Raw genomic sequence first — 12,938 nt, 5'->3', positions numbered from 1 at the left:
AGTGAAACGCTAAAAGCAAAAAAAGTGGAAGGTAGGCGCTCCCACCTTTTCACTATCACAGGCGCAATGGCCTTATGATGTAAAAAAACAGGAGCGACAGATTTTTATGGGCTAATTTATTGCGCTATCAGGTCCAGGGGATGAGTCCGATTACACCATTGATAAACAAATAGATAACCACAACCACCTGTAAAACCAAATAGAAACCAACAAAGCCCCGGAGCCAGCGGGACGTGTCTTTGCCACGATATTTGAACCGCACACCACAGGCATACATGGTGATAGCAGCAAATACCACAGACATCACGGTGATCCCTATCGACACAAATCCGGGCGCAGAAAGCTGACCAAAAGGGTCGCCTAAACCAACTGCGAGTAACGCCAAGAAAGCCACTGCTGATAGCATAGACAACGACATCCACTTACGAAGCATAATGCCAGCGCGTGCTGTGATTTTGCCTCTGGCCTTGTTGATCAGCCACACCGGCGTGTATACCAGAGAAATCAATAAGCACAGCAACCAAAGCAATAAAACGGCTTTATCGGCAAAAACATCGAACGCGGAGGTTTTCATTAACACCATGTTGCCGTAATGAATGACGTCTCCTGCTTCCGGATCGGTTCCGGCAGTCATTACCACGGCACCTTTGTCGTTCTTCCATAAATTATCACCCACATAAACGGCTTCCCGGTCGAATCCCGGGGTCGCCACGCTGTAAAGATGCGCGCCACTTTCGGTGATATCTATCTTCAAAGGTGAACCAATTCGCTCAAGAAAATATTGTTTCTCAATACGGGGGTTAATAGGGCGATAAAAACCTGATTTTTCCTGCCAATTTGCTGGTACAGGTTGTGATTCTAATTCTGGCAACGGGTAGTTTTGGGTAAGAAAATCTGCCAGTTTACGCACCACCTGATAAAAACCTCGCTGATCTCCACTGTTTTGCAATACCACAAATCCGGCGCCGGTTTCTGGCATGTATGCCAGCTCGGAAGACCAGCCAGCTATTGAGCCGTCATGACCACGAAAACGCCAGCCGTCGAACGTGGCTGCAAAATTATAAACGCCATAGCCACCAGGGAACGTACCTACGTTGGTGGTTTCAGACTGTTCCATTCGCTCGACACTTGGAGTGCCTAGCAGCGGTTCACCGCGATTGAGATACACTTGTAGCAAGGTAACCAGGTCTTCAATACTGGCCGATGCGCCGCCAGCGGGGTAAACCAGTATTTGTTGATGAGATACTGCTTGGCCGTTACTGTATCCCGTAACGGAATGCTCATCGTCAGGTTCATTGTAAGTGGTGTTATTCATGCCCAATGGCTGCCAGATATTGGCTTTGACATAGTCACCAAAGGGCATGCCAGAAGTTTTTTCTACCAGCAGGGCCGCAACGGCTGCAGCACTATTTGAATACGCATGGCGGGTTCCCGGCGGCCATCGTGATACATGGCTGTCTGGGTGGAAATTCAGCGCATCGTCGAGCGGCAGTGCTGGCCGACTATCATGGACAAATTCCATCAGCGACAAATCATCCCACCCCGTTGTACTCTCGAGCAGATGCTTTACTTTGAGGGGGTGACTATCTTCCCAAGGGTTCTCGAACATGAAGTCGGGCAATACATCACGCACATTCGCTTCAAGATCGATGCGGCCTTGCTCAATGAGCTGCATCACCGCAATAGCCACAAACATCTTACTGACAGAAGCGATACGGTACTGAGAAGAAGGTTGCACCGGTTTGCCTGTGGCGTTATCGGCAATGCCAATCGATTTAATATGCAGTGGCTGATCAGGTTGGATGATGGCGTAGGATATAGAGGGAATATTGCGGGTTTCGAGGAGGGTTGCTATTTCACTATCAAGCTGGCTTAGAGTGTCTGGCGTATCTTCGTTAGCGCTGGCAAGTGGCGTGGAAAGCCAACAAACCAGCGTAAACAAAAGCGCGCCAAAAGGTATTCGATTGCACATAACCATTGTCCTTAATCAATTTTAAATACTTTCCATAGCACCGCGCACTGAATATTGGCTCATAAGCCCGTCGACTCAATCCATCTCTATAACTTGGTCTTTTCCTGAGCGCTTGGCGTTGTACATGCGAGCGTCTGCAATATCAACCAGTTGATCCAGCGTTTCTTGCTCTTCTGAACAAATACCTATACTGCAGGTGAGTTTGAGCCTGTGTTCGGTGAACTCGTGGTTTCTAACCGCCGCAACAAATTTATTAATGTCTTCAATAAACAGGTGATACTGACGCGTTGACATCACGCTAAATTCTTCACCGCCATATCGACCGTAGAGATCATCACCAAAGTAGTCTCCCATCAGGCTGGCAAACTCTTGCAACAGTTGGTCGCCCACCTTATGCCCATAGGTATCATTCACGGATTTAAAGTCGTCAACATCAAGCATGGCCACACTGAGACCCACTTCGCCTTTTGCTTGTCTGAACAGTGCTTCGCCATGTTCAAAAAGGTAGCGGCGGTTATATGTATTGGTTAGGGAATCCAGGCTGGCAGCTTCGCGGATTGTTTCCAGCATTTCCTGAGCTTCGAGGTTTTGTAACACCCGGCAGAAAAACTCTTCGTGATAGAAAGGTTTACTCAGAAAATCATTGGCACCGCTTTTAATAAATTTGGCGGACAACATACTGTTTCCGTTTGCCGATAGGCCAATGAATACGAGATCCTGGAAGGCCCTGTCTTGTCGAACCGCTTTAACCAACTCAAAGCCGTCCATATTGGGCATCATGTAATCTGAAATGACGAGTTTTATGTCAGGGTTCTCGCGCAAGATCTTCAGCGCTTCCACACCATCAAACGCAGACATGACCTGGAAACGGAATTTCCGCAAAAATGCGCATAAGTAGGAATTACTGGTAGTGGAGTCATCCACCACCAGCACTTTGGTAGTGAGATTTTTTCGCAAGCGGTCGATGAGTTTGATTACCTGCATATAGGAATAGCGGGATTCCTTGGTAATGTAATCCAACACACCTTTATCAATGAGTACGTTGCGAAGTGTTTCATCAAAGTTACCGGTGAGCACCGCAGTAGGAACATTGTGAGACAGCATCAGCTCTACAATTTCACCACGTGGTGCGTCTGGCAGATTCAGGTCGACAATGGCCGCGAGGTATTCCTCGTCACTTTCTATCTTCGCCTTTGCTTGCGCATAGTCGGAACACAGCACACTTTGAAAATGAGGATTGTCTTCAACAAGTTTATTCAGAATTTTACGAACAATCTGACTGTCTTCGACAACAAGAATTTTAAACATAGTTACAACCTGAACTTCTGGTCAGACTAGCTTACCTAATAAATTATAATTATGCGCCACCAAAATACTAAAGTTATACGGATGTATAAGGCTTAGCGTGATTTCTCTGCATTTACCAGAGAGTTTAATACCGCAAACAGCACATTTGCACCAACTCGCGACACTTCCTGATCATATAGATGCTCAACGTTTACGCCTTCCTGGCCTCCTGCTAGATCACTAATAGCACGTATTACCACCCAGTCAATATTGTTGATGGTACACACTTGTCCCACCGCAGCCGATTCCATTTCCGTTACTTCGGCATCAAACACTTCTCTGGTCCATTTTCGATATTCCCGATTATCTAAGAATACCGAACCGGTTACCCCGTTGCCGCCCACTGTCAGTTGCGCCTTACGTTCACCTAAGATGCGCTGTTCTGGCATGGTCATCATCGCTTCCCTGGCGGCATCCAGCAGACGTGGTGTTGCAGAAAAATATGCCGTGTCCTGAGGCACTGTCATGCCGTCTTTCACAATGAGCACTTCATCAGGGTGAATAAAGCGGAAGTTTTTATATTTGGGTAAGTGCGGGTCTACACGCCGGCGGGCCTCTTGTTCATCAACAAATTTGGCGTAATACTCTGGCAGAACATAGCTGCCCGGGTTGGCTTTATCAGGATTGGCATAAACACTTTCGTCATGATAGTACCAACGCTCCGGCACAATTACATCGCCCGGTTGCCAGGCAGGGTTCACCGCACCGGCAATCCCCATAAACACAACCTGCTTTACTGGAAAATAATCGATGGCCATTTGCATGGTCAAAGACGCATTAGCGATACTCATGCCGGTAGCAAAAATCAGTATGGGCTCATCGTGGTAGCTGCCCATACGATAAGTTACGCCCTTGTATTGCACCACGTCGGTTATTTCTGCCGCCGGGTCGGCTTCAATGCGGCCCAGAATACCTTTCATTTCCGGGCCATAGGCCACAGCAATCGCCGTGAAACCGGCTTGTTCAAACTGTTTAGGTCCAAAACCGATTCCAGCTTCTGCGCTTTCTACGCGGGGAAGTTCAGATTGAAGCGTAGAGGAGCAACCACCAACAAAAAGTAAAACCGTCACTAACAACATGGCGGAGCGGAAAGTAAAACCAGCGCGGAACATGGATGTAAGCCTGAATTGAAGATGATATCTACCTCGCCGTGCTGATACGGCCAGAGCGGCGTTGCCGATGCGTGGTGAGAATCATCAGGAATTAATATTTATGGGTTAAGACTATCACTTTGGGGCGCAAAAGTAGACATATAAGCGCGAGTCGATGCCAGTGAATTAGGGTAAATGTCCGTTACAAATAGAAAAGCCCCGACAGGTTAACTTTCGGGGCTTTAAGCAAGGTGTTTAACCAGGCATTGCGATTACAGAGAAAGTACTTCCATAACCAGTACGAACGCGCCACGACGCTTCTGTGCTGGTGCTTTCGCATTGTCGTCTTCAAACTCTGCTTCCAGCCAGTACATACCCGGCTCGTCAAAGGTCACAGCAATAGCGCCACTGGCGTCGGTAGTCAGTTTCATCGCGTCATCGGTATCACGGTACTTCTCACCGTCTTTAACAATAGTGACGTGGGTGTTTGCTGCTGCTTCACCATCCATCAGGAAGCCCAGGCTGATTTCCTCACCGGTGTACAGGTCGTTTGGATGAGTTTTACCGTCTAACTCAAGACCCTTACCCGACGGTGCAACAGACGCTTCACTTGGCTCACCAGAGGTAACGAAAACATCAATACGGCGCGAAGACTCAACGACCTGCAGGCCATCGGCTTGCTTAGGTACAGCACTGTTAAATTCTGCCAGCGTGCCGGTTTTACCGCGACCAGGCCACATTTGACGCTTGCCGTCGGCATCTTTCCAGAATGCCATCAAAGACTGATTCGCAATCTCAACTTTGTAGGTCCCTTCCTCAGTAAGGTTGATATCGAACACGCTGCGATAATGCAGCTTCTGCGCATTTTGTTTCTCAACGGCTTTGCCAGAAGGGGAAGTAACAGAAATAGCGTCTGTGCCCAGTGCAAAGTGGTCAGGCATAAAGATACCGTTGGCGACAGCGGCATCAAACGTAATCCATTCGTTCTCACCAGATACTACAGTGGTAGAAGGCTTGATCCATGCACGGTGTGCCATGGCTGGCGTTGCGATTAAAGACAAGGCAACAACGCCGGTTCCTAATAGAGTTTTTAATTTCATTTTTACCGTTCCAGGGTTAATTCAATTTTTTCAATTTCACTTTCGCCATCAGCAGATTGATGCTGGGCGGACGTTACAGGCAATGTTACTGGTACACTTACAACTTCACGGCCACCAAGCTCACGGGCTGCTTCTACATTCAGCGTATACTCACCAGCAGGGATATCCGCAAACGTGTTACCGAGATCAATACTGTGTTCACCAGGGCGACGTGTTGCACCGCTCACCCCATCAAGAGGCATATCTGCACTACGACCGCTGCGACGCCACCACAAGCGCAAATCCTTCAGCCACTTCTCACCTTTGGCGTTTTCCATTTCCATGTCGTACCACACGGCGATGTCTTTTACGCGTTTGTTCTTGCCATCAGCCAGCCAGACCGCCACGTAAGGCGCGTGATACTCAGCCACTGACATTCTCGGCAACGTGACTTTGAGTTCATCCGCCTGACTAGCACCGGACATCAGAGCTACGGAAGCCACCGCAAGAGAAAAGAGCGCCTTTCTGGCGACCCCCGTTGGCTTCCGAAAAGTAAATTCCATGAACTAACTCCTATAAAAAATATCTGAACCCGTAGTTGGGTTATTAAATTCATGTTACTGAAAACGTCTTAAAAACTCACAATCCCCAGATAAATCGGGCTTATCAGCCGTTTATCCCATTGCCCCACGAATTGAGCGCTATGGGTTCGACTCTTATTTCTAACCACTCTATTCTGGCAAAGTGTGAACTATCAAGAAATGAGAATTATTTTTATTTAGACTAAACTGACTCGTACGATTTCTCAACTCATTTCTGAGATTTCAAAGGAACAACTCGTTATATGAACACCAAGCTTCTCCGTTCGCTGCAGATTTTTGTTGAAGTTGCTGAAACCAGCAACATGAGTGTTGCAGCCAAAAAACTCCACATGACCGTTTCAGCCATTAGTCAGCAGTTAAGAAAACTGGAACATGAAATTGGCCTTAGCCTGTTTAATCGTAATACCCGCCACATCAGCCTGACTGAAGCCGGTCACATCTATTACAAAACCAGTTTAGAGCTGATCGATGTGGCCGAAAAAGCCCAGCAACAAATGGAACAACTTCAGGAGACGCCGTCTGGAAAACTGAAGATAATTGCTCCTGAAGGGTTTGGTGGTGGTTTGTTAAGTGGTCCGTTACAAGCCCTACTCAATGAATTTCCCAAGATAAAAGTATCGTTGGATCTCACCGATGATCACGTGGATGTCATCGCATCTGGTGCCGATTTGGCTATTTCAGTGGAAGAAGTTCACGATGTGAATTTACATTGTCGTCACTTGGCAACCTGGAATCTGATGCTCTGTGTAGCTGGCGATCATCCCCTCGCGAATCAGTCAGAACTTACTTCTGAGGCATTATCAGAGTACACCTACATGGCTCATCGCGGCCTGCAAGATACCGTTGAAACGTCAGACGCAATTCGAAATCTGGTGCCGGCCGTACCCCGCATGCTTGTTAATTCTGTGCAGGCACTGGTGCGCCTTACACTTGATGGCGTGGGTTACGCCATTCTGCCAGAACCAGAAATTCGCGAGTATATCGCGTCAGGTAAACTAGTGAATGTGATGCCGGAATGGAAAAAAGCGTCTTACAGCGTATATGCCATTGGCCCTAAACACGACGCTACACCTGTAAAAACTCTGGCTGCAGTGCAAATTCTGCAAGAGGCGTTTGCAGAAATTTAACTGCGAAAGATTTTTTGTCATTCAGGCCGATGCAACCGGCCTGAATGAGCGGTAAACGAGTGCGAATTAATAGCTGGCGTGAGACGTAGAAGAAATCGATTTATTCACCAGTTGTGAACTGCGCGTACCTCGCGCCTTGTAACGATACTGCTTGCCAGCACCCTTAATATCAGCCGCGTCGTCAGCGCCTAATTTTATTGCTTTACCGCGTTTTTTTTGAATTTTGATAGAATCAAGACACATTGTCGTTACTCCCTGCACAATTTAAATACCTGCCCGACGTAACCATTCAGGTTTGAATGCGCTCTTCAGACCAGCTAAAAAGTTTCTTTCCCCCTTTGACGAAGCATAAAACACACCAAACCCGGTTTATTCTCTAAATACCGTCTTAAAAAGTGCCTTTATTTCAATAACTAATACCAATAAGTTGTGGTAGCCCGACCAGCTAAACTGGATTTTTAACCGTGAATAAAGGATGATTACTGCAATTTCGATTGTAAATTTGGCATAGCAGTCTGAATGCCTTTACCACTTTCTATCCAACACCAAGTCTTAGGGAACCTATATGTATAAATTGGTACTAATCCGTCACGGCGAAAGTCAGTGGAATCTGGAAAACCGTTTTACCGGCTGGAAAGATGTGGATTTGACAGAAACCGGCGTCGCGCAAGCGAAAAACGCAGGTACACTGATGAAAGATGCTGGCTTCGAGTTTGATATCGCTTATACCTCTGTGTTGTTGCGTGCGATTAAAACCCTGAATCTGGCGCTGGAAGAAATGGGTCAGCATTATCTGCCAGTTGAGCGCCACTGGCGCTTGAACGAGCGTCACTACGGTGCGCTAACTGGCCTTGATAAAGCCGAAACTGCTGCGAAGCACGGTGAAGATCAGGTTAAAATTTGGCGTCGTAGCTTCGACGTACCACCTCCGGCGGTTGAAGAAAGCAGTGAACATTTCCCTGGCCATGACCGTCGTTACAGCCATGTTGATCCTAGCATCCTGCCTCGCGCAGAAAGCCTTGCACTGACCATCGATCGCGTACTGCCTTACTGGCACGATGTGATTCGCCCTTCAATTCAGAGCGGCAAGAAAGTGGTTATTGCTGCTCACGGTAACAGCCTGCGTGCCCTGGTTAAGTATCTGGATGGTATGTCTGAAGAAGAAGTGCTGGAACTGAACATTCCTACTGGTGTTCCACTGGTTTACGAACTGGATGCAGATCTGAAGCCGATTTCAAAAGAATACCTGGGCGACCCGGAAGCCATCAAAGCGATGATGGATGCCGTAGCTAAGCAAGGTAAAGCTAAATAAGCTGGCCTTCTTCAAACATACGCCTGACCTATCAGGCGTATGTTAGTTTCCTTCCTTTCTCTTAAGCGTTATTCAGCCTCCGCGCTTTCAGTCGATGAAAAATAGCAATCTCATTTCTGGCTCCATGCTGAAAAACCTCATAATAAAGTTGATACTACTGTTGTTAGTGCTGTTTGCTGCCAGTGAATTGCTTAGCCAGCTTCCAGCTTTGATCGGCTTTGATCAGGCTTGGATTGATGCGCATGCGCGAAACCAGGGTATCAATGGCGTTGTGCTGTTTCTTGCTCTGGCAACGGGCCTTTTATCGGTAGGTATACCCCGTCAGGTCGTGGCATTTTTAGCTGGATATGCGTTTGGATTCACCGAAGGATTTATCTATGCCACATTAGCAGCGACAACAAGTTGCGCATTGTGCTTTACCGTGTCTCGACTGTGGGCCCGTCGCTGGGTAAACAAGCGTTTCCCAGAAAAAATTACCAAGATTAACGACTTCCTTCTGGAGCGGTGCTTTCTCAAAACCATTGTCATCAGGCTGCTGCCCATTGGTAACAATTTACTGACCAATCTTGCTGCTGGCGTAACTGCCGTGAAACCGCAGTCATTTATCCTTGGTTCGGCCATTGGCTATATTCCGCAAATGATAATTTTCTCATTAATGGGCAAAGGGGTAGTTGTTCAATCTGGCTGGAAAATAGCGCTAAGTGTGATGTTAGTAGGTGCTTCGGCGCTACTCAGTGTGTATCTTTACCACTGCTACAAGCAATCACAAAACCGGGATAATACCGCTACCAAAACCCGTCAAGCGCTCTGAGTAGCGCATTCCAGGCAGGTTTAACAGAAGGGTATGTACCATCGGCAGAGCGTCCATTATGTTGCCGATTGGTCAACATGATCACGATGAGCTGGTCGTCTGGCCTAAACATGATTTCACTGCCGGTAAACCCAGAATGCCCGAAGCTTTCTCGCCCTTCACCATTTTCAAATCGCCAGAACCCCAGCGCCTGATTGGTATCGTAAGGCGTTTGCAAAAACTGATGCAGGGTTTCCGGATCGGCCAGCATGGTGTTGCCGTAACCACCGCCATTTAACAATGTCTGGCAGAAAACAGCCAGGTCCTGCACGGTAGAAAACAATCCCGCATGACCCGCCACACCTTCCAGTCCGTACCAGGCGTTACCATCGTTAACCTCGCCATTAAGCACATCATTACGGTAACCAGGGAACGTATTGGAGAACGGTGGATTATCTAGAATCGGATAAGGCTTACCCGACGAGACCATATGCTGTTCATAACTATTACCTAATGACGTCGCGGCGATATTGCTTCGCCATTCTGGAGGCGGCAGATAGCGGGTGTGATTCATGCCTAGTGGACCAAATACGGTGTTTTGCACATAGTCATCAAGACGGGAGCCCGTTGTATGCTCCACAATTTCACCGAGTAACATAAACCCAATATCAGAATAAGCACGCTTTTCTCCCGGCGAATAGCGCAGAGGTAACGCTGCCAGATAAGCATAAACAGAACTTCGACTGCGCTTTTTATGCAGCCAGGTAGGCTGCCACTCCCACAGGCCCGCTCGATGCGTTAAAAGTTGCTGCAATGTGATTTGCGCTTTATCTGTGCCGGACATGCCGGGTAACAATTCGCCCAGGGTATCGGTGAGTGACAAACTTCGTTTACTCACAAGATGCATTATCGCAGCAGTGGTACTCACCACCTTGGTCACCGAGGCTAAATCGAACACAGTGTCAGCGTGCACCTTACGAGGGGCAGTAAACGGGTAAAGCTCGCCGTCTGTTGCCCCTTGATATTGCGCCATGCCTTGCCCTTCAGCAAAGAGGATTTTTCCGCCCCGGGCCACCAGTAAAGCCGCACCAGGGTACAGACTGGTATTGGGGTCTGTGCCTGAATAGCGACTTATGATTTGCCTGAGTTCACGCTTCTGGGGTTCTGTCAGCGCTGCGTCTTCGCCTGCCATTTCAAGCTGCGGATAATCCACCGCCACGGCAACATCACCCTCAGTGAGCGTGAGCGTAAGCGTGTTTTCTCCGCCGTGCACTGCGGATTTGTCATTTAAGATCAGCGGCCCTTTCGATGTAGGGCTAAGTTCGCCTTGGTAGACAATCTGATGGTTAATTTCAATGATGACCTGACTGTACTGCATGGGAAAAATACGCAGCCGGGCGCGTTCACCCGGCGTAGTAAACACACCGGAAACACGTTGTCCCCGATTTTTTGATTGCAATACCAGTTGGCCCGAGAGCCCATCGGCGAGCACGGGTGTCACGCCGATAAGGGTCGCCAGTGTCAATGTGGCGTAGCGACGAAAGCGCCTAATCATTGGCCCATTCAAATCGCGCGGGATGAGGTGCCGCTTCAGTATGAACAGAGTTTGTCAGCGACACAGGTAATCCACCTGATGGGCTAAGCAGGCCGATTAACACCCTTGCCAGGCTGTCCATCGTGCCGCCGGTAAAGCGGGCATCTTCGTCTTCAGACAGGGCATACACATTCGCATTGTAGGTGGCCAGAACCGCACCAGCACGGGTGTCCAATCGCGCTTTGTCGTAAGGCATTCGCAGGTAAACCAGAATGCTGCGCTTGCCGCTGGCCTGAACCTGATCAAACAAACCCGGTAGCATGGCCTGCGCTTCATCAAACCCCATCAGTTGTTGCTGATTCGCCGCCATATCTTCCATACCACCAAGCTCAACCAGGCTTGGTGTTGGTGTCATACTGCCAACCACCACGCTGTCTACTTGTTGCAGCGCTGATTTCAGTGACGCTGCGTTAATTTGCTGCAAACTCATGCACATAATTTGCTGCTTCGGGCGGTACAACGTGATGTGATACTCAAGGGCACTGCACACATTCATTTCCGGCATCAAAACCAGTACTTTGTCGCTTTCCGGGATAACATAATCCTTCGCCATGCCAGACAAAGCAGCCACTGCGGCATCAGCCAGTTTTTGGGCTTCTTGTTTGTTAGCAGACAAATTCGCGGCCAATTGTTCTGGCGAGGGTGCTGGCCACTTGGCTAACCCAAAGCGCTGCTTCGTGGCGCGGATGCGTTCAGCAGAACGGGCAATTTGCTTCGCGTCGAGCTCACCTTTCTGCACTTTTTTCACTAACGCATCAAGCAGCTTATTGAACCGTTTGATGTCTTGTTTGTTATGCATGGGCAATGGCATAACCACCACATCAGTCCCTGCTGCAAAAGAAGCCGCAACCGCATCGGTCTGGTCGAAAAATTTAGCAATACCCGCCATGTTCATAGCGTCTGACACAATAATGCCATCGAAATTAAGTTCGTCGCGTAGAATGCCGGTAAGGATTTTATGGGATAACGTAGCCGGTTTAATTTGCGGATTGCCATCACGGTCTAGCAGGGTGCTGTCGTCGAGCTGTGGATACTGAATGTGCGCTGTCATCACCATGGCGGGATTGGCTTTGGCGATAATTTGTTTAAACGGATATACATCAACGGCATCGATTACCGCTTTGGTATGGTCGACAACCGGTAAGGCCAGATGACTGTCAGTATGCGTGTCGCCGTGACCAGGGAAATGCTTCAACGTTGCTAGCACACCTTCACCTTGCATGGCCCTCACCTGTGCCTCCCCCATCTCTGCAACGAGTTTTGGGTCCTGACCGAAAGATCGCACATTGATCACTGGGTTTTCGAGATTGGCATTCACATCCACATTGGGCGCGAAATTGGTATTAATCCCTAACGCTTTAAGTTCCTGCGCTAAGATCTGTCCACTTTCTGATGCGAACCGGGTACCGTGCTTCGCTTCTGTTGCACCAATCGCCATATTGCCCGCAAAATCGGTGGTGAATACTCTCGGCGTGCGGAACACGCGCCCCCCTTCCTGATCGATAGCGATAAATAAGGGCTGTCCAGCTTTGCTACTGAGTGCCGCTTTCTGCATATCACTTGTAAGGGCCGCAATTTGATTGGGATAGCGCAGATTCTCACTGAACAAAATCACACCACCAAGCCCAGTATCTTCAATTAAATCAGCTAACGACTCTGGCAAAACCGTCATAGGCTCACGGCATTTGTCATTGTCGTCGTGACAAAAATAGCGCATGTCGAGCATGAGCTTTTGAGCAATATTCTGCCGAATTTGTGATTTAGAAAATTCAGCACTCATGGCGAGATTCACCTGCATCGGCACGCCCAGTAATACTATCAGAATACGAAATCCGATACGGCGAAAAACCTTGTTTGACAACATCGTTACTCATTACCTTCTTCTTCTACTGGCGAACCGAAGCCGGTCGCACTTTTATCACGGGTAATCTCACCCTGAATCTTTGTTCACGACTATACACATAGTCTGTGCTAGTTTGGACTTACTAACAGCATTCGAGTTCTGTTTCGCAGTGCGTTGTAGT

The 12,938-nt window shown here is 48.3% G+C and carries 11 protein-coding genes; 3 read left to right on the top strand and 8 right to left on the bottom strand.

The genetic code is table 11. The features are described from left to right. Positions 1 to 127: 127 nt before the first annotated feature. The 5 genes from ACXAFQ_RS06350 to ACXAFQ_RS06330 form a co-directional block, all read right to left on the bottom strand. Entirely contained in the window at positions 128 to 1,972 is a 1,845-nt protein-coding gene (locus ACXAFQ_RS06350; protein ID WP_474818838.1) for a serine hydrolase, read from the bottom strand. Between the two features lie 75 nt (positions 1,973 to 2,047). Continuing rightward, positions 2,048 to 3,280 carry a diguanylate cyclase gene (locus ACXAFQ_RS06345; protein ID WP_474818837.1) on the bottom strand — a complete coding sequence of 411 codons (1,233 nt, stop codon included), beginning with the start codon at positions 3,278 to 3,280 and terminating at the stop codon, positions 2,048 to 2,050. Positions 3,281 to 3,372: 92 nt separating this feature from the next. After that, positions 3,373 to 4,431 (bottom strand): 5'-methylthioadenosine/S-adenosylhomocysteine nucleosidase family protein, encoded by a 1,059-nt coding sequence (locus ACXAFQ_RS06340; RefSeq protein WP_474818836.1) that lies wholly within the window; start codon positions 4,429 to 4,431, stop codon positions 3,373 to 3,375. 251 nt (positions 4,432 to 4,682) lie between these two features. Continuing rightward, positions 4,683 to 5,510, bottom strand: coding sequence for a DUF4198 domain-containing protein (locus ACXAFQ_RS06335; protein WP_474818835.1), 828 nt, complete (start codon positions 5,508 to 5,510; stop codon positions 4,683 to 4,685). A 2-nt stretch (positions 5,511 to 5,512) separates the two neighbouring features. After that, a complete protein-coding gene (locus tag ACXAFQ_RS06330) occupies positions 5,513 to 6,052 on the bottom strand; it encodes a DUF2271 domain-containing protein (RefSeq protein ID WP_083272858.1) in 540 nt (179 codons plus the stop codon). 281 nt (positions 6,053 to 6,333) lie between these two features. Here ACXAFQ_RS06330 and ACXAFQ_RS06325 point away from each other — a divergent pair, with 281 nt between their 5' ends. After that, on the top strand, positions 6,334 to 7,218 hold the full coding sequence (locus ACXAFQ_RS06325) for a LysR family transcriptional regulator (RefSeq protein ID WP_474818834.1): 885 nt from the start codon (positions 6,334 to 6,336) through the stop codon (positions 7,216 to 7,218). A 66-nt stretch (positions 7,219 to 7,284) separates the two neighbouring features. Here ACXAFQ_RS06325 and ACXAFQ_RS06320 read toward each other — a convergent pair whose 3' ends face one another. Next, positions 7,285 to 7,461, bottom strand: a complete 177-nt coding sequence (locus tag ACXAFQ_RS06320) for a hypothetical protein (protein ID WP_474818833.1) — start codon at positions 7,459 to 7,461, stop codon at positions 7,285 to 7,287. 322 nt (positions 7,462 to 7,783) lie between these two features. On the opposite strand from ACXAFQ_RS06320, the gene gpmA reads away from it, so the two are divergent. Both gpmA and ACXAFQ_RS06310 read left to right on the top strand, forming a co-directional pair. Beyond that, positions 7,784 to 8,530, top strand: a complete 747-nt coding sequence (gpmA, locus tag ACXAFQ_RS06315) for a 2,3-diphosphoglycerate-dependent phosphoglycerate mutase (RefSeq protein ID WP_474818832.1) — start codon at positions 7,784 to 7,786, stop codon at positions 8,528 to 8,530. Positions 8,531 to 8,624: 94 nt separating this feature from the next. Further along, a complete protein-coding gene (locus ACXAFQ_RS06310) occupies positions 8,625 to 9,341 on the top strand; it encodes a TVP38/TMEM64 family protein (protein ID WP_474818831.1) in 717 nt (238 codons plus the stop codon). On the opposite strand, the gene ACXAFQ_RS06305 is transcribed toward ACXAFQ_RS06310, so the two are convergent. Both ACXAFQ_RS06305 and nagZ read right to left on the bottom strand, forming a co-directional pair. Beyond that, the gene (locus ACXAFQ_RS06305) at positions 9,316 to 10,875 is read right to left on the bottom strand and encodes a serine hydrolase domain-containing protein (RefSeq protein WP_474818830.1); all 1,560 of its coding nucleotides are present in this window, start codon (positions 10,873 to 10,875) and stop codon (positions 9,316 to 9,318) included. The genes ACXAFQ_RS06310 and ACXAFQ_RS06305 overlap by 26 nt on opposite strands. After that, complete coding sequence (gene nagZ, locus ACXAFQ_RS06300; RefSeq protein ID WP_474818829.1) at positions 10,868 to 12,778, bottom strand: beta-N-acetylhexosaminidase; 1,911 nt, start codon at positions 12,776 to 12,778, stop codon at positions 10,868 to 10,870. Before nagZ ends, ACXAFQ_RS06305 begins: the two co-directional genes overlap by 8 nt. Positions 12,779 to 12,938 lie beyond the last annotated feature (160 nt).

It is taken from the genome of Alteromonas sp. ABH2_165 (assembly GCF_056159945.1).
This window is presented reverse-complemented; position numbering and strand designations above follow the sequence as displayed.